Origin of the sequence: Paraburkholderia fungorum (assembly GCF_003610895.1) — a bacterium.
Lineage (GTDB): Bacteria > Pseudomonadota > Gammaproteobacteria > Burkholderiales > Burkholderiaceae > Paraburkholderia > Paraburkholderia fungorum_B.
In genome coordinates this window covers 1-17,441 of sequence record NZ_MCAS01000014.1, presented here as the reverse complement: position 1 = coordinate 17,441, position 17,441 = coordinate 1, and the positions used below count along the sequence as shown (strand labels likewise).

At 62.1% G+C, this 17,441-nt stretch carries 17 protein-coding genes; 7 read left to right on the top strand and 10 right to left on the bottom strand.

Translation table 11 applies throughout. The features are described from left to right. Window positions 1-8 precede the first annotated feature (8 nt). Complete coding sequence (gene ispH / locus BCY88_RS15720; RefSeq protein WP_120345181.1) at window positions 9-953, bottom strand: 4-hydroxy-3-methylbut-2-enyl diphosphate reductase; 945 nt, start codon at window positions 951-953, stop codon at window positions 9-11. Between the two features lie 375 nt (window positions 954-1,328). Here ispH and hpnC point away from each other — a divergent pair, with 375 nt between their 5' ends. Both hpnC and BCY88_RS15710 read left to right on the top strand, forming a co-directional pair. Then, a complete protein-coding gene (hpnC, locus tag BCY88_RS15715) occupies window positions 1,329-2,195 on the top strand; it encodes a squalene synthase HpnC (protein ID WP_120345180.1) in 867 nt (288 codons plus the stop codon). Continuing rightward, window positions 2,195-3,367, top strand: a complete 1,173-nt coding sequence (locus BCY88_RS15710; protein ID WP_120345179.1) for a glycosyltransferase — start codon at window positions 2,195-2,197, stop codon at window positions 3,365-3,367. Before hpnC ends, BCY88_RS15710 begins: the two co-directional genes overlap by 1 nt. A 90-nt stretch (window positions 3,368-3,457) precedes the next feature. Here BCY88_RS15710 and BCY88_RS15705 read toward each other — a convergent pair whose 3' ends face one another. Together BCY88_RS15705 and hpnA are read right to left on the bottom strand one after the other, a co-directional pair. Then, complete coding sequence (locus tag BCY88_RS15705; protein ID WP_120345178.1) at window positions 3,458-4,027, bottom strand: hypothetical protein; 570 nt, start codon at window positions 4,025-4,027, stop codon at window positions 3,458-3,460. A 205-nt stretch (window positions 4,028-4,232) separates the two neighbouring features. Continuing rightward, on the bottom strand, window positions 4,233-5,243 hold the full coding sequence (gene hpnA / locus BCY88_RS15700; RefSeq protein ID WP_120345177.1) for a hopanoid-associated sugar epimerase: 1,011 nt from the start codon (window positions 5,241-5,243) through the stop codon (window positions 4,233-4,235). Between the two features lie 162 nt (window positions 5,244-5,405). Here hpnA and BCY88_RS15695 point away from each other — a divergent pair, with 162 nt between their 5' ends. Next, window positions 5,406-5,699, top strand: coding sequence for an acylphosphatase (locus BCY88_RS15695; protein ID WP_120345176.1), 294 nt, complete (start codon window positions 5,406-5,408; stop codon window positions 5,697-5,699). Between the two features lie 110 nt (window positions 5,700-5,809). Here the strand turns inward: BCY88_RS15695 and egtD are convergent, their stop codons facing one another. Next, on the bottom strand, window positions 5,810-6,793 hold the full coding sequence (gene egtD / locus BCY88_RS15690) for an L-histidine N(alpha)-methyltransferase (protein WP_120345175.1): 984 nt from the start codon (window positions 6,791-6,793) through the stop codon (window positions 5,810-5,812). Window positions 6,794-7,422: 629 nt separating this feature from the next. Between egtD and rarD the strand changes: the two genes are divergently transcribed. After that, window positions 7,423-8,319, top strand: coding sequence for an EamA family transporter RarD (rarD, locus tag BCY88_RS15685; protein ID WP_120345174.1), 897 nt, complete (start codon window positions 7,423-7,425; stop codon window positions 8,317-8,319). Between the two features lie 14 nt (window positions 8,320-8,333). On the opposite strand, the gene BCY88_RS15680 is transcribed toward rarD, so the two are convergent. Next, window positions 8,334-8,873, bottom strand: a complete 540-nt coding sequence (locus BCY88_RS15680) for an Mpo1 family 2-hydroxy fatty acid dioxygenase (protein ID WP_120345173.1) — start codon at window positions 8,871-8,873, stop codon at window positions 8,334-8,336. Window positions 8,874-8,964: 91 nt separating this feature from the next. Here BCY88_RS15680 and BCY88_RS15675 point away from each other — a divergent pair, with 91 nt between their 5' ends. Together BCY88_RS15675 and BCY88_RS15670 are read left to right on the top strand one after the other, a co-directional pair. Then, the gene (locus BCY88_RS15675; protein ID WP_120345172.1) at window positions 8,965-9,678 is read left to right on the top strand and encodes a Crp/Fnr family transcriptional regulator; all 714 of its coding nucleotides are present in this window, start codon (window positions 8,965-8,967) and stop codon (window positions 9,676-9,678) included. Window positions 9,679-9,811: 133 nt separating this feature from the next. Beyond that, window positions 9,812-10,420, top strand: a complete 609-nt coding sequence (locus tag BCY88_RS15670) for a lytic transglycosylase domain-containing protein (protein WP_120345171.1) — start codon at window positions 9,812-9,814, stop codon at window positions 10,418-10,420. Between the two features lie 55 nt (window positions 10,421-10,475). Here the strand turns inward: BCY88_RS15670 and BCY88_RS15665 are convergent, their stop codons facing one another. The 5 genes from BCY88_RS15665 to BCY88_RS15645 all read right to left on the bottom strand — a co-directional run bounded on the left by BCY88_RS15665 (window position 10,476) and on the right by BCY88_RS15645 (window position 15,623). Then, on the bottom strand, window positions 10,476-11,360 hold the full coding sequence (locus BCY88_RS15665) for a 4-hydroxy-tetrahydrodipicolinate synthase family protein (protein WP_120345170.1): 885 nt from the start codon (window positions 11,358-11,360) through the stop codon (window positions 10,476-10,478). A 2-nt stretch (window positions 11,361-11,362) separates the two neighbouring features. Continuing rightward, complete coding sequence (locus BCY88_RS15660; protein ID WP_120345169.1) at window positions 11,363-11,704, bottom strand: hypothetical protein; 342 nt, start codon at window positions 11,702-11,704, stop codon at window positions 11,363-11,365. A gap of 202 nt (window positions 11,705-11,906) precedes the next feature. Next, window positions 11,907-12,278: a hypothetical protein gene (locus BCY88_RS15655; RefSeq protein WP_120345168.1), complete on the bottom strand. Its 372-nt coding sequence runs from the start codon at window positions 12,276-12,278 to the stop codon at window positions 11,907-11,909. Window positions 12,279-12,635: 357 nt separating this feature from the next. Continuing rightward, window positions 12,636-14,027, bottom strand: coding sequence for an aspartate aminotransferase family protein (locus BCY88_RS15650; protein WP_120345167.1), 1,392 nt, complete (start codon window positions 14,025-14,027; stop codon window positions 12,636-12,638). A gap of 123 nt (window positions 14,028-14,150) precedes the next feature. Beyond that, window positions 14,151-15,623, bottom strand: coding sequence for an aldehyde dehydrogenase (locus BCY88_RS15645; RefSeq protein ID WP_120345166.1), 1,473 nt, complete (start codon window positions 15,621-15,623; stop codon window positions 14,151-14,153). A 480-nt stretch (window positions 15,624-16,103) separates the two neighbouring features. Between BCY88_RS15645 and BCY88_RS15640 the strand changes: the two genes are divergently transcribed. Next, a complete protein-coding gene (locus BCY88_RS15640; protein ID WP_120345165.1) occupies window positions 16,104-17,438 on the top strand; it encodes a glutamine synthetase family protein in 1,335 nt (444 codons plus the stop codon). The last annotated feature ends 3 nt before the right edge of the window (window positions 17,439-17,441 follow it).

Here is a 17,441-nt window from a genome sequence, read left to right as displayed (position 1 = left end):
CGTCCTCCTTAAACTTCGCGTGCAGCGAGTGGTTGCATCAGTTTCGATGGCAACTTGAATTCGACTTTTTCTTCACGGCCCGCCATCGTCGTGACATCGACAGGCCCCAATGCGCGCAGCGCATCGATTACGTTCTTCACCATTTCTTCCGGCGCCGAAGCACCGGCCGTGATGCCGACGGTTTGCACGTTGGCAAACCACTCCGGCTTCACTTCCGAACCGTCGGCGACGAGATAACTCGCCACGCCGCTTTCGCTGCCGATCTCGCGCAGCCGGTTCGAGTTCGAACTATTGGTGGCGCCCACTACCAGCAGCACCTCGACCTCTTTGCTCAGCTCACGCACCGCCGCCTGACGGTTTTGCGTGGCGTAGCAGATGTCGCGCGTGTCGGGGCCGACGATGTCGGTGAAACGGCGCAGCAGGGCGTCGATGATGCCCCGTGTGTCGTCGACCGACAGCGTGGTCTGCGTGACGTACGCAAGCGGCGTATCGAGCGGCAGGTCCAGGTGCGCGACCTCGGCCTCGCTCTGCACCAGCAGCACTTTGCCCGGGATCTGGCCGATCGTGCCTTCCACTTCCGGATGGCCCGCATGGCCGATCAGGATCAGGGTACGACCCGCAGCCACATATTGGCGCCCTTGCACATGGACCTTGGTCACGAGCGGGCAGGTGGCGTCGAGCACGTCGAGGCCGCGCTGTTCCGCGTCGCGCTCGACGGTCTGCGCAACGCCGTGTGCGCTGAAAATCGCTACGGCGCCATGCGGCACTTCATCGAGTTCTTCGACAAAGCGCGCGCCTTTCTGGCGTAAGTTGTCCACCACGTGGCGATTGTGAACAATCTCGTGGCGAACATACACGGGCGCGCCGTGTTGCTGTAACGCGCGATCGACGATCTCGATTGCACGAACAACACCCGCACAAAAGCCGCGGGGTTGAGCAAGGATGACTCGCATAAATTGGCGAACTCCGACTGACGCGGGTTTCGAAGAAGCCGGTAAATCTGACTTTATCGCCGCGACCATCTATCTAGTTGACGTCTTGAGCCCCGGCGACGAGCCGGTACAGCAAAACCAAACGCGCATTCTAACGCTATCAGGCCGGCTTTGCTCTGACCGGCCCGTCAGGGTGTTGGGCCGCCGCCGCGCCATGGGTTCCCGGCGGTGGGGGCCATATCCATGATGCATGCGGTAATCCTCAGGTGATGACGCGTGGTGAGTAATGATTACACGCCGATTACACGCTGCACTGGTTTGGCGGAACCCTTAAACTACGTGGTCCTGCGGCACATATTGGCTGCCGCATTACAGAATGGTTTCGAGGCTCGCTGGATGGACGTCGATCAATACGAAAACTTTCCGGTCGCGAGCGCGTTGCTGCCAAAGGCGCTGCGCGCGCCTATCGGCACTATCTATCAGGTTGTCCGCACCGCCGCCGACATTGCCGATGAAGGCGACTGGAGCCCGGCCGAGCGGCATGCCCGCCTCGCCGACTTTCGCGCCGGCCTCGACGCGATAGCGCAGCGGCGCGCGGCACCAGTGCACCCGCTGCTGTTCGGCAAGCTTGCCGGCGTGATCGCGCAGTATAAACTGCCGCTCGCACCGTTTTACGATCTGCTCCACGCCTGCGGTCAGGACATCGACAACAACCGCTATGCGGACCGGGCCGCCTTGCTCGACTATTGCCGGCACTCGGCCAGCCCGATCGGGCATCTGATGCTGCATCTGGTGGCCGCCGCCACGCCGGAGAATCTCGCCGACGCCGATGCGATCTGCACGGCGGCGCAGCTCATCAGCTTCTGGCAGGACGTCGCCGCCGATTGGAAAAAAGACCGTCTGTATCTGCCGCTCGCGGATCTGCGGCGCTTTAACGTGACCGAGGCGCAAATCGAGCAAGGCGTCGTCGACGATGCGTGGGTCAAGCTGATGACCTACGAGATTTCGTTTGTTCGGGCCACGCTGGTGCGCGGCGCGCCGCTCGCGCTGCGCATTCCCGGGCGGCTCGGCATCGAGTTGTGCGGCGCCATCCACGGCGGACTGCGCATCCTCGAGCGGATCGAAAAGGCCGGCTACGATGTGTTTCGCGTGCGGCCGGTGCTCAACACTTTTGACTGGTGCGTCGTCGCGGTGCGCACGGTGGTGATGCGTCTGTCGCGGCGCGTCGGCGTAGAAGCGGGTTCACTCGAGGGTAATGCTTAATGGCGGTGGTTCTGTTTCTTCTTTCATGTCTTTCCCTGCTGATCTGGTGTGTGTTGCTGTTCGCGCGCGGCGGCTTCTGGCGGGCGCGCCCCGCTGCGGCGCTTACGCCCGAACGGCGCGAAACGTGGCCTGCGGTTGCCGCCGTGGTGCCGGCGCGCAATGAAGTCGATGTGATCGCGCAAGCGGTCACCACCCTGCTCGAGCAGGACTATCCGGGCGAATTCCACGTGATCGTGGTCGACGACCACAGCACCGACGGCACCGCCGCCGCCGCCCGCGCGGCCGCATTGCAGCTGCAATGCCCGGATCGCCTGACGGTGCTGGGCGCGAAGCCGCTGCCGCCGGGCTGGTCCGGCAAGGTGTGGGCGCAATCGCAAGGGATCGAGGCGGTGCGCACGCTTGGCCTGCCCGCCGATTTCCTGCTGCTCACCGACGCGGATATCGGCCATCCCGCCGACGCGGTCACGCAACTCGTGGCCCGCGCGGACGCGGAAAAGCGCGACCTGGTTTCGCTGATGGTCCGTCTGCGCTGCGATTCGTTCTGGGAGAAAGCGCTGATTCCGGCCTTCGTGTTCTTCTTCGCCAAGCTGTATCCGTTCTCGTGGGTCAACAACCCGCGCAATCGCACGGCCGCGGCTGCGGGCGGCTGCATGCTGGTGCGGCGCAGTGCGCTCGAAGAAGCGGGCGGCATCGAATCGATTCGCGCCGAACTGATCGACGATTGCAGCCTTGCCGCGCGAATCAAGCATCGCGGCACGGGGCGTCACCCGATCCGTCTGGATGTGGCGGCACGCAGCGTGTCGCTGCGCCCTTACGATAGCTGGCGCGATATCTGGAACATGATCGCGCGCACGGCCTTTACGCAATTGCATTACTCGCCGCTGCTGCTGGTGGGCACGCTGCTGGGCATGACGATCATCTACCTGATGCCGCCGGTGGCCGCGCTGGTGCTGGGGCCGCTGGGCTGGCCCGCATGGCTTGCCTGGGCGCTCATGTGCTGCGCGTATGCGCCGATGCTCAGTTATTACCGCCGCTCGCCGTTGTGGGCGCCGTTTCTGCCGCTGGTGGCGCTGTTTTATGTCGGCGCGACGTTTGCCTCGGCGGTGCGCTATTGGCGCGGCAAGGGCGGGCAATGGAAGGCGCGCGTGCAGGCGCCGGTGCAGGAGCGCTGAGACACGCGCGTGCACGATTTGTCGGAAGAATAGAAAAGCGGCGCTCTCAGGCGCCGCTTTTTTTTGCATCGACCTCTGCCGACCTGAGCATCAAGCCTTGGTGAGCATCATGTACATCTGGATCACCATGTCGGGCGAGAACGTGAACGGCACCCAGCCGTGGCCGGTATGCCGCATGATCAGCAGACGATCGCCATTCGACTGTTTCTGCACGGCCATGACGGGATTTTTCGTCGAGACGAAGCGCCAGCCCGGCGGGATGCCTGGCGGCGGTTCCGGCGTCATCGAGGCGCGTGCGTTCGCCAATTCCTCGATCAACTGTCCAATCTGCTCGGCACGCAGCGCCACTGTCTGACCGCCGATGGTCATCGTGATCTCGTTCTGTGCGGGGCGGTTGATTTCGAGCGTGGGCAGCGGCTTGGCGGCCGGTTCTTCAGCGGGCGCAGGTGCGGGCTCCGCGGCTTCGACCGCCGCGCTTGCGCCTTCAGGCGCAACGTTCTCCGCTTTCGATTCGGACGCGACGTGATTGACCGCCGGCGCTTCCTGCGCTGCGATTCCTGCGGATGTCTCGGGGGTGTTTTCGGCCTGCGGGGCCACGACAGCCTGGATGAGCTGATCGACGCCCATTTCCAGCGCGCCGAGCTGTTCGTGAAGATTCATGCGAGGTTTCTCTGGTAAGACCTACGATTTTACCTGCTGCGCGTAGGCTTTTACCTGTCGCAAACACAGTGACGTTGTAACAAAGTGCATGCAGGCCACGCCGGAATGCCCGGCGCGCCCTGCGTGAGCCTGGTTGATACTGCCGAAGCGGCCCGGTGCTGATTGTGCTGCTTGTGCTGCTTATCCGGCCTGCGCCAGGGCTTGGTCAGCGCTGCAAATATCCGGCTTGCCGGAACCAGTCGAGCGCATCGCTCAAGCCCTCGCGATACGGCCGCGCGCGATAACCGAGTTCGCGTTCCGCTTTAGCCGACGTGAAGTACATCTTGTTCTTCGACATCTTCAGACCGTCGACGGTGAGGAACGGTTCGCGCTTTGTGATCTTGGCGACGGCTTCGGCACCCGCGGCGAGCGGATAAAGCGGCCAGCGCGGCAAACTCAACGTGGGCGCCTTGCGGCCGGTCAGCGCCGCGATATCCGCGAGCATTTGTTGCAGCGGCAGATTTTCGCCGCCGAGAATGTAGCGCTCACCGATCTTGCCGCGTTCGAGCGCGAGAAAATGGCCGGCCGCCACGTCATCCACGTGCACGAGGTTCAGCCCCGTATCGACGAACGCTGGAATTTTGCCGAGCGCCGCTTCGACGATGATGCGCCCGGTCGGCGTCGGCTTGACATCGCGCGGACCGATCGGCGTGGACGGATTGACGATCACGGCCGGCAGGCCGTCCTCGGCGATCATCCGCTCCACCGCGCGCTCGGCGAGCACCTTGCTGCGCTTGTACACGCCGATCGCCTGATCGGCTTTGAGCGGCGAGGTTTCATCGGCGGATTGGCCGGAGCTGGTAACTTTCAGCGTGGCCACGCTGCTCGTGTAGACGATGCGTTCGACCCCTTCCTTCAACGCGGCGCGCATGGTCGCCTCGGTGCCTTCGAGATTCGAGCGCTCGATTTCGCCCGGGTCCGGCGCCCACAGGCGATAGTCGGCCGCTACGTGCAGCAGATAGCGCACGCCGCGCAGCGCGTTGCGCATCGAGGCTTCGTCGCGCATGTCGCCAATGACGATTTCCGCATCCAGCGCCTCGACGTTTTTGCGCGGACTGGTGGCGCGTACCAGCACCCGCACCCTGAAACCCTTCTGCTGCGCGATGCGCGCCACCGACGAGCCGACAAAGCCGGAGGCGCCGGTCACGAGCACGAGATCGCGATTCTGTTCGGTCATTCTGTTTGATTCCCTGCGTGACAGTCGACGGATTGTACGTGTCGCGCGTGCCGCGTGTCGCGCCAGGCGGCCTCGGCGCGTAGGTGAACCGAGATGCGGCCGAGCATTCTCGTCGCGACGCGTCTAGAATGCCGGCTTGAAAGAATGTATGGAGAAGACGGCATGGCCCCGGATCTGGACCAGCGGATCGAAACGTATTACGTGCGGGTGCGCGGCACCGTGCAGGGCGTGGGTTTTCGCCACGCCACCGTGCGGCAGGCTCACGCGCTCGGTATCAAGGGATGGGTGGCGAATCTCGAAGATGGTTCCGTCGAAGCCATGTTGCAGGGCTCGGCTAATCAGGTCGACCGGATGCTGTCATGGCTGCGTCACGGGCCGCCGGCGGCGCGCGTGACCGAGGTGACCGGCGAAGAGCGCGCCACCGAAAAGCGCTACGAACGTTTCGAGCAGCACTAAACGGCTTCACGCGAAAGAACAGGTGGCGCGCCATCATGCGCCATGGCGCGCCGCCTTGTCGCGTGTGCCCGGCCGCTTGCTCCAGTCAGCAGTCAGCGGCCGGACTGCGTTCAACGTGCTACCAGCAAGCTTTCCGCAAAGCCCCAGCCATCTTCGATCCACTGATGGCTGCACACGAAGCCCGCGTCGTCGGCGATCGCGGGCATCTCGTCCACGCGATATTTGTGGCTGCTCTCGGTCCAGATGGTTTCGCCTGCTTTGAGCGAGACCGTCAATTGCGCGGCGCCCACATGCGCGGTGACATCGCGCTTTGCACGCAGATGCATTTCGATGCTGCGCGCGTCCGGATTGAAGCGCGCGACGTGCTCGAATGCGTCGAGCGGAAAATCTCCATCGAGTTCGCGATTGATGCGCGCGAGCAGATTCAGATTGAACGACGCGGTCACGCCGATCGCATCGTCGTACGCGGCCACCAGCACCGGGGTAGGCTTGATCAGATCGGTGCCAAGCAGCAGTGCGTCGCCGGGCGCAAGCATGTTGCGGATATCACGCAGAAAACGCGTCGCCGCCAGTCTGCCGAAATTGCCGATCGTACTGCCGAGAAACAGCACGAGTAAGCGTTCGCCCGCCGCGCGGTTCTTGCTGACTTCGGCCAGTCCCGCCAGGTAATCGCGCTCATAACCGACGATCGAGATGCGCTCGATGTCGCCGAGTTCGCGCCTGCACAACTGCAGCGCGCTGCGCGATATTTCAATCGGGCAGTAAGAAGTGGGGCGCTTTTTACACAGTGCTTCCAGAATGCGCCGCGTTTTGCGGCCGCTGCCGCTGCCCAGTTCGGCGACCGTCACGTCGTGCGGCAGATGCGCGACGATATCCGCCGCGTGCTTCGCGAGCAGCCGTTCTTCAGCCCGCGTCACGCCGTATTCGGGCAGCACGGTGATCACTTCGAACAGCGCGGAGCCGACTTCGTCATACAGATACTTCGACGGCAGTTCTTTCTGCGGCGTGTGTGTGAGTCCGGCGCGTACGTCGGCGGCAAAGGTCGCACGAAATAGATCGGGCGATGCGTCGTGCGAGAGGGCTGGCTGGGTCATGCTGGCTCCAGTAGTCACATTCGATGAGCGGGATTGCTGGCCGGGCGGCGGCATGCGCGGGAAACGCTGTTGATGCATGCCGCGGGAAACGCTGTTGATGCATGCCGCGGGAAAGATAGGCCGGCTCGGTCCGTATGGACTGCCTTTGCCGGCCCGGCTCGTTGATGCTGCAGATGACAGTTGCGAATGACGGTTGCAAATGACGGTTGACCGTTACTACGGATATCCGCGATGTCCCGGATGACGTTGCAAACGGCGTCGCCAGACTTCGAAGCAAGATTCGCGCTTGAGCGACTGCACGGGACATTGCCGGCGTTGCAGTTGCTGATTTTCCTCGCGCGCGTGAAGTTATGTTCTAGTGCATCCGCGCATGATGCGCACGGGAAAAGTTGCTGCTGATTGCAATGAGCGAGCGGGCACGATGGCCGCGAACCCGTCTAGAATGCCCGCTTGCATCGCCGATCGACGATAAAAACGCAGCGCTGATTCACACGGCAAGCCGCGCTGCCAGACGCATTTCCAGATTCAGAGACTTCACTTCCAATGACAACAATTCGAGGCGCGCAGCCCTATGTTGCGCCGCACATACCTGCACCGCACGCCAAGGTCATTGCATCGCGGGCCGCGCAATGAACCAGTATGACCCAAAGCGCGGTATCGCGTTGTCAGTCGGTGCGGCCGCGATGTTTGCATTACTGTCCGCTTACGCCAAACTGCTCGCGCCGTTGAGCGGTCTCGACATTTTCGCGTGGCGTGTCGTGTGGACCGTGCCCGGCGCGCTGGTGCTGATCGTATTGCGCAAACGTCTGCCCATTCTTCGGCAACTTCTTTACCGTATGGTGACCGAGCCGCGGCTCGGCCTGGCGATGGTCGTCAGCGCGGTTCTGCTGGGCGCGCAACTGTGGGTGTTTCTATGGGCGCCGCTGCATGGGCGCATGCTCGAAGTCTCGCTCGGCTATTTCCTGCTGCCGCTCGTGATGGTGCTGGTGGGGCGTTTCTACTATCACGAGCGCCTCGACGGATTGCAGTGGCTCGCTGTGATCTGCGCCGCGTTGGGGGTTGCGCACGAACTGTGGGTGACGGGTGCCTTCTCGTGGCCCACCTTGCTCGTCGCACTCGGCTATCCGCCGTATTTCGTGCTGCGTCGCAAGATCAATCAGGATTCGCTCGCCATGTTCACCGTGGAAATGGCGCTGCTGTTGCCGGCGGCGGCGGTGTTCATCGTTATCGGCGGGTCGCTGGCGATGATCGGCGGGCGCATCGACATGTGGTGTCTGCTGTTGCCCGGACTCGGCGCGCTCAGCACCCTTGCGCTTGCTTCGTATCTGAAGGCGAGCCGTTTATTGCCAGTCGCGTTGTTCGGCATCCTCGGGTATGTCGAGCCGGTGTTGCTGGTGTTTGTCTCGATCACGTTGCTTGGCGAGACACTCAGTGCCGCGCAGTTGGCCACGTATATTCCGATCTGGATCGCGGTTGCGCTGACGGCATTGCATAGCGTGCAGCTCGTTCGGCTTGCGCCGCGTTGACCTTGGACTGCAGTTCAGCGGTGCGCTGCGGCGTGATCCGCATTGATGCGCGTTGCGCCGACTTGCGCCTCGATCGCTTCGCGCAGCGCCGGCCGCCAGCCGAAACCGAACAACGCTTCAGCGAGCACGAATAGCGGCCCGATCAGCAGGCCGATCACGTCATCGACAAATGCCGGCTTGCGATGTTCGTATGCGACGTGGCCGATGAACTGAAACATCCAGCCGACCACGAAGAGGCCGATGCCCGAGGCGAGCCAGGTAAGCGTGGCCTGTGCGGCGAGCCATTGCCCGCATGCGACGCACAGTACCGATACCACGGCCATCATGACGCCGAGCGGCACGTCGAGCACGAGGTAATAGATGGTCGCCGCAATGAACAACACCCACGCCGGCGACAAGGCAAACGGCAGCGAGCCGAAGCCGAAAGCCGGCCGGCTCAACAACACCGCCAGCGCCAGCACGATCATCGGAATACCGACGAAATGCGTGGCGATATTGCGCCGGTCGCGATGGTAGGCCGCGTATTGCGTAAGCTGTTGCGTCAGCGTTCTCATGGATGCCGCTCCTCAATCAAAGTCAGCATAATCGCGGGCAGCGGAAATTGAAACCATCGGGTAGCCGACAATTGGGCACGGATGCCGTCTTATGACTGCGAGTTTTTCATCGAATGAGCCTGGCCGCCTGCTTGAGCGCAGCGCGTGGTTTCGCTCGGCGCCCGCTGCCATGCAGGCGCAGCTGATCCAGGCCGGGCGCGTCGAGCGTCTCGCGGCGGGTGAACGGCTCTTCACGCGCGGCGATTCCGACGACGGCCTCTATTGTGTGCTCGACGGTCTGGTGCGCATTGGGGCGGCGAGTTCGGGCGGCAAGGAGGCCTTGCTTGCGGTCATCGAACCGGTCAACTGGTTCGGCGAGATCGCGCTGTTCGATAACCGCCCGCGAACCCATGATGCGTATGCCGAGCGCGATTCCGCGCTGTTTCATGTGCCACGCGCCGCGCTTGCCGCCCTGCTTGAACGCACGCCCGAGTATTGGCACGCCTTCGGTTTGCTGTTGACGCAAAAACTGCGGCTCGCTTTCGACGCCATTGAAGAAGCCGCCTTGCTGCCCGCCGCGCAGCGCGTGGCGCGCCGCCTGTTGCTGATGGCAGGCGGCTACGGCGAACCCGGTGCAATGCGGCGCGTGCTCAAGGTGCCGCAGGAGGACCTGGCGATGATGCTGGCTTTGTCGCGCCAGACGATCAATCAGGTGCTCAAGCAATTCGAAACGCAGGGCGCGTTGAAGCTGCGCTATGCGGAAATCGAAATTGCCGATGTGCAAAAGCTCCGCGCACTAGCCGATCTGAATCCGGCAGCGGATTGATCGAACCGGGTCGTGCCGAGGTCGCGCACGACACCGCGTCTTTATAAGCATTTTACGGCGCACCCCTATTTCTTTGGCGATTCGCTACACCAAGCCCGGTAAGGTCGAACCACCCCGGTCAGGAAGCGAAAATATGCATGGAAATAGCGCTCTGGATGGTGTGCAAACACAACAAGGTCCTTGTTCCAAATTCAGTCTGAGGGCCGTATTCACGGCAGTTGTCTTCTCGCTTGCCGCAGCGGCCCACGCCGCCGATGATGCGCCGTCGACGTTGACCGCGCCAATTGCCGCGAGCGACGCAACACCTGAGCCCGGCTTGCCGGCGCTCAGCGATATCACCGCCATGCTGCGCGCGCAGTTTCGCGTGGCGCCCATGGAATCCATGAAGATTGCCCGCGCGGTGTTGAACGAAGCCGAGCGTCACGGCATCTCGCCGGTATTGCTGCTTGCCGTGATGTCGGTCGAGTCGAGTTTCGATCGCCACGCGGTCAGCAACGCAGGTGCGCGCGGGTTGATGCAGGTCTTGCCCGCCGCGCATCCGCAATTGATTGCGAACACAACCGATTTGTCCGATCCGGCGATCAACGTGCGGATCGGCACGACTATTTTGCGTGGCTACCTCGACGAGAGCGGCGGCGATCTCGACGCCGCACTGCTTCGCTATAGCGGCGGCGGCCGCGGTTACGCCCGGCGTGTCGTGCTGCGCATGCAGCGTCTCGACGCAAGTTTGCACCACGAATGATTCAGGCATTCGTGGTGCATGCGTTCCCGGATCTTCCTGTTCCTGGTTGGGCGCTTTAGCTCATCGCCCCGGCGAACTCGGCGCGCAGGTCCTGCAACCTGTCGCGCGCGGTGCTCAGGCGCTCGACGAGTTGTGCCGAAGCGCGCGTGATCGGCATACGTGTTTCGTCGGTCATGGCGTGGTCGAATGCGAGCATCGCCTTGATCGCGGACGGGTTGGGCGCGGCGAATAGCAGGCGCAACACGGGCAGCAGGCTGGCGAACAGATTGCGTTCGTCCGGATCGCGATCGGCGCGGATCAATTCCTGTACCGCAACCAGAAGATCCGCGCAAACATGGGCGCTAGCCAGAATGCCACCTGTGCCGCCGTTGTGCAGACAGTCGTCCAAGGCTTCATCGGTGCCGCACAGCACGTTGACCGGCAGGCCGCGCAGTTTGCCGAAATGTTCCTTGACGCACTCCTTGATCGCGACGATGTTGCGATGCTCGACCAGGCGCGCGACGGTATCCGGCGCAATCGCCACGCCGGTTCGATGCGGCACGTCGTACAAAACGATGGGGCGTTCGGTGGCGAGTGCCGCTTGTTCGAAATGCCATTGCACACCAGCCTGATCCGGACATACGTATGACGGCGCAGACACCAGATAACCCGCACAGTCCCAGCGCTCGTAGCGCTGAATATCGTGCAGGACGTCGCGTGTATTCGAACCGCCGACGCCGATCAGCATCGGCAAACGGGAGCCGATCACATCGGTTAGCACCTGCAACACGGTGAGGCGTTCGGATTCCTGTAACAAAGCGGCTTCGCCCGTCGTGCTCAAGGCGACAAAACCGCTGATTTCCGTGCGCAGGTAGTAGTCCGCGAGGCGCTGTAATGCGTCTACGTCGACTTCGCCGTTACGGAACGGCGTAACGATAGGCAACCAGATACCGGAGAACATGATTAGCGCGCCTTTGCGACGGCGTGGCGGCGCTTCAGAGGTCCGATCAGTGCTGCGGGGAGTGTCGAAATCAGCGTGTGCAAGGTGAAGTCGAGGTCGTCGAGCGCGATGTCGAGTTGCACGCGTACTTCTTCGCGCACGGCCTCGGTGCTCACCACGTACACGCCGAGCGGAGAATGAAGCAGTGTGCGCAGCTGGGTGCCAGGAAGGTCGTGCGAGGGGTGGGGTAGTGTTACCTGCAAGCGGGCGCGGGCCGCAGGGAAGGGAATGACATTGTTGCGCTGGACCGGCGGCGCGCTGAGCGGCTGCGTTTCGAAACTGTCGATGGGTTGCGTGAGTGCCATTTAATGCGGCGTTCGTTGACGCCATGGTTGATCAGGACAGTTCGAGATTAGACGTCTACGGGTAAACGCAGTGCAAAAATCGGGGTGGTTAACGAAAAAAGAAAAAAAGGCGAGTCATGAGACTCGCCCTCCCTGAACGGCACAGTTCGGCTTCGATTAACTACGCATGCCTGGCCGGTGCGTGCCGAAAACCGATCGCGTGTTATTGCGTCTTCGTCGCGTCGGTCTTTGCGCCGTCGGCTTTTGCCGGGGCATTGCTGGCCTCTTTCGCACTCTCCGTCTTTGTCTTGCTTGCGCTCGGCTCTACAGCGGCCTTTTTGGTGGCTTTATGCGCCTTCGCCGTATGCGTGGCGGTGACCTTCTTCACATGCGCCTTCGTCGCGGCCTTGGTCGGCGCTTTCGTTGCCGCGGTGCCTTCAGTCGTGGCGCCGGTTTGCACGGCGGTGCTCGCCTTCAGATTCGCTTGACCGGCGGGTTGCGTTTGCGCGGGTTGCGCGGCCGACGGCGCTGCGGTTTGTGCGAATGCGGTCGACACGACGAGAGCGGAAGCGAGAGCAGCGAAAAGCGTCTTCATGATGTAACTCCTGGTTGAACCGGTTGTTCTTTGCGTCGAGGCTGAAATGTCTCAGCGCTGCCGGTTTAACGCTGGCCGGAAGACAGCAGTTGACGATGCTCTGGTGACAAAACGTAACGGCGGATACATATCGGGATCCTGAACCATCGAAGGCTGTTCCCGTGGATGAACTGTGCGAGGGGGCGGTTTGAGTGGCGGCGCGTGCGAAAGACGACGCCGGATACTGCCGTCAAGTTTTACGCGTTGACGCTGACGGATCAGCAGGCTGCTGGTTCATCCATGACGATCCCGCCGCCCTGCACGAAGGTGCAGGGTGGCAAGGACGCGGGGGGCGTAAGGAGAACACGCGGAACAGGCTCAGCGGGTATTGCCGAGTACCTTATCTGCAGTTGCATCGACAGCCTGGCGCATCTTGTCGACCAGTTCGTCGATTTGCGCGTGGTCGATCACCAATGGCGGAGCGACGATCAGCCGGCCATTCGTCGAGCGTACGACGGCGCCCAGTTCGAAGCCGACAGTGCGGCTATGCCAGGTCAATTCGGCTTCGTTGCTGAAGCGCTCGCGCGTGGCCTTATTTTTTGCGAACTGTATCGCGGCCACTGCGCCCACCCCCTGGATCTCGCCAATCAACGGGTGATCGGCGAATGCATCACGCAAGGCCTTCTGCAGATACGGACCGGTGTCGTTCTTCGTGCGTTCGACCAGACGGTCCTTCTCGAGGACATCGAGATTGGCCAGCGCGACCGCCGCCGCGACTGGGTGACCCGAGTAGGTCAGTCCGTGCGCATAGACGCCGCCCTTTTCAACCAGTGCCTCGCCGATTCGCCGGCTCATCACCAGACCGCCCATCGGCATGTAGCCTGACGTCAGGCCCTTCGCAATACAGATCAGATCGGGCTCGAAGCCGAAATGCCGATGCGCGAACCATTCTCCGGTTCGCCCGAAGCCGCCGATGACTTCGTCCGCGCACAACAGCACGTCGTACTGACGGCAAATGCGCTGGATCTCCTGCCAGTAGCCGTCCGGCGGGAAGATCATGCCGCCCGCCCCCTGGAATGGCTCGGCGACAAACGCGCCCACCCGGTCAGCGCCCAGTTCGAGAATCTTCTTCTCGAGCGACAACGCGGCCTGCTTGCCAAATGCTTCGGGGCTCAGGTCGCCGCCGTTCGCGTACCAGTAGGGCTCGTCGACGTGCGTAACGTTCGGAATCGGCAGGTCGCCCATCTCGTGCATGAAGGCCATGCCGCCCAACGACGCGCTGCCGACGGTCGAGCCGTGATAGCCATTGATTCGCCCGATCATCACTTTCTTGCCGGGCTGGCCCTGGATGTCCCAGTAGCGGCGGACCGTACGAATGAGAACTTCGTTCGCCTCCGAGCCGGAGTTCGTGTACACGACGTGGCTGAAACGATCGCCCAGCAGTGAGAAGAGTCGTTCCGACAATTCGATCACCGCGGGATGCGTGGTGTGGAAGAACATGTTGTAGTACGACAGGTCTTTCATTTGTCGCGACGCTGCGTCGATCAACTCCTGACGACCGTAACCGACGTTGGTGCACCAGAGGCCGGACATGCCGTCGATGTAACGGTTTCCGTCGTTGTCCCACAGATAGACACCTTCGCCTCGAACCATCACGCGCGCCCCTTCGTCGTTCAGGGCTTTCTGATCGACGAAGGCGTGCAGGTGATGGGCTGCATCGCTTTGCTGATAGTCGCGAGTGGCGCGGTGCGGAAAGTTAGGAGCGTTCATGTTCAAGGTTCCTTTGTGTAACGGACAGATTTCGCTTTTCACGTCCGGGTGCGGCGAGTCGCCTGTACCCGGACGGAGCTCTCAGGCTCATTGCAGGGTTGACTCGGGGCGTTGATCGCCGGCTCAGTAACTGATCCATGTCGTTTTGAGCCCCGTGTACTTGTCGAGCGCGTGCAACGACAGGTCGCGGCCGAATCCCGACTGACGGAAACCGCCAAACGGGGTTTGCGCGCTGAGCGCATCGACTGTGTTGACGGACACCGTGCCGGCACGCAGGCGCGACGCCACGCGATGTGCGCGTGACAGGCCGCCGGTCCAGACCGATGCGGCGAGCCCATAGATCGAATCGTTGGCGAGCGCGATTGCCTCGTCCTCGGTGTCGAACGTGAGAACCGACAGTACCGGCCCAAAGATTTCCTCGCGCGCAATCGGATCGTTTGCGCTCACGCCGACAAAGATGGTCGGCTCGATGAAATACCCTTTGCCGTCGACAAGCCGTGTCCCGCCGCCGGTTGCGAGCGTCGAGCTCGTGCGTCCTCGCGCGATCCATTCCTTGACCCGCTCGAACTGCGTGCGGTCGACGATCGCACCCATGCCGCTGGCGGGGTCGAGCGGGTCGCCCGGCATGAAGTTGCGCGAATGGGCGATCAGGCGCTCGACGAACTCATCATGGATTGAGCGCTGCACCAGCAGTCGCGAATTGGCCGAGCACACTTCGCCCTGATTGAAGAAGATGCCGAAGCATGCTTTGCGGGCCGCCAGATCGAGATCGTCCGTGTCTTCGAAAACCAGATTCGGACTCTTGCCGCCGCATTCGAGCCAGACCTGTTTCATATTCGATTGCGCGGCGTACTCGAGAAATTTCTTGCCGACAGCCGTCGACCCCGTGAATGCGAGGACGTCGACGTCAGGGTGCAGTCCGAGCGCGCGTCCCGCCGTCTCGCCGAACCCGGGCACGACGTTCAGCACGCCCGGTGGCAACCCGGCCTCGAGGGCGAGTTCTGCAAGACGCAGAGCCGACAATGGCGATTGCTCCGCGGGCTTCAACACGACGCTATTGCCTGCAGCAAGTGCGGGGGCGATTTTCCAGGCCACCATATCGAGCGGGAAATTCCACGGCACGACCGCACCGACCACGCCGAGCGGTTCCCGTGTGACAACGGCGAGATTGCCCGGATCGGTCGACGCGACCTCGCCGTTCAATTTATCCACCGCCTCGCCATACCAGCAGAACAGGCTGCTGGCAGCCGGCACGTCGATGTCGAATGCGTCGGCCACGCGTTTGCCCATGTTGAGCGAGTCGAGCAGGGCGAGCTCCGCGCCGTGGGTCGCAATCAATGCGCCCAACCGGCACAGGACGCGCTTGCGTTCCGCCGGCGGACAACGCGACCAGTGTCCCGCATCGAACGAAGCACGGGCAGCACGAACGGCGTTGTCGACATCTGCCGCGCTGCACGATGCAACCTGGGCAATCACCGCCTCAGTGGCCGGATTGATCGCCTCAAAGGTCCCGCCGTCCTGCGCGTCCGTGAAGCGGCCGTCAATGTGTGCCTGTGCTCGCGGGCGAACGTCGGCGGCGAGACGCCGCCAGTCCATATGGTTGCGAATATCAGCTGAAGAATGGCTCAAGGAATGACTCCGGTCTGGAGATGGGCAGGGATGCCTGTCCATCTCGTGTATCGATGATCGAGACAGCTACTGTTCTAAGCCCTACTGTCGATTAACAAAAAGGGACGGGAAAGAACATATTTGCTGTTCATTGCATCTGTTTTTCCTATCCATTTTCAGAGTTGCATCCCTTTCCGGTTTCTTTCAACGATCGGTTCCTCGAACGCGGGATCAGATTGTGAACACACATTTATAGGCGAGCAGGAACGGGAGAATTTTGCATCTGAAAAAACTATCCATAAGGTAGGAAAACTATTTTTATTCAATAAATGCGCGATGCTACGCTCCATCCGTCGTTCGCCACACGTCGCTTGCATCTCGGGATTCGTGGCGCCAGCAACGGCATGTTGCAAGAGCCGCGCGCACAGGGGACGTGCGCCGCGTCGATGGGTAGACGGATAAAGAGCCATGAACGCAATCGACGACTTCCTGAAACAGAACCGCGTCACCGAAATCGAAGCGATCATTCCGGATATGGCCGGGATCGCACGCGGCAAGATCATTCCGCGCAGCAAATTCGAATCCGGCGAGTCCATGCGCTTGCCGCAAGCGGTGATGATCCAGACCGTCACAGGGGACTATCCGGAAGACGGCACGCTCACCGGCGTCACCGACCCGGACATGGTGTGCGTACCTGACGCCAGCACCATCCGCATGATTCCGTGGGCGGTCGACCCGACTGCCCAGGTGATTCACGACTGCGTTCACTTCGACGGCACGCCCGTCGCCATCTCGCCGCGCCGCGTACTGCGCCGCGTGCTCGAACTCTACAAGGCCAAAGGCTGGAAGCCGGTTATCGCGCCCGAGCTCGAGTTCTACCTGGTCGACATGAACAAGGACCCGGATCTGCCGCTGCAACCGCCGATCGGCCGTACCGGTCGTCCGGAGACCGGGCGCCAGGCGTATTCGATCGAAGCGGTCAACGAATTCGACCCGCTCTTCGAAGACATCTACGAGTACTGCGAAGTGCAGGAACTGGAAGTCGATACGTTGATTCACGAAGTCGGCGCCGCGCAGATGGAGATCAACTTCATGCACGGCGACCCGCTGAAACTCGCCGACAGCGTGTTCCTGTTTAAGCGCACGGTGCGTGAAGCCGCGCTGCGTCACAAGATGTACGCGACCTTCATGGCCAAGCCGATGGAAGGCGAACCGGGCTCGGCCATGCACATGCACCAGAGCCTCGTGGACGAAGAAACCGGCCACAACCTGTTCACCGGCGCGGACGGCAAGCCGACATCGCTGTTCACCGGCTATATCGCCGGCCTGCAGAAATACACGCCGGCGCTCATGCCGATTTTCGCGCCGTATATCAACTCGTATCGCCGCCTGTCGCGCTTCATGGCCGCACCGATCAATGTGGCATGGGGTTACGACAACCGTACGGTGGGTTTCCGGATTCCGCATTCGGGGCCGGCTGCGCGCCGCATCGAGAACCGCATTCCGGGTGTTGACTGCAATCCGTATCTGGCGATCGCAGCAACGCTGGCCGCTGGTTATCTCGGCATGACGCAAAACCTGGAGCCGACCGAGCCGCTGCTCAGCGACGGCTACGAACTGCCCTACCAGTTGCCGCGCAATCTGGAAGAGGGTTTGACGTTGATGGGCGCGTGCGAACCGATGGCCGAGATTCTCGGCGAGAAATTCGTCAAAGCCTACCTCGCACTGAAAGAAACCGAATATGAGGCGTTTTTCCGCGTGATCAGCTCGTGGGAACGCCGGCATTTGCTGCTGCACGTTTAAGAC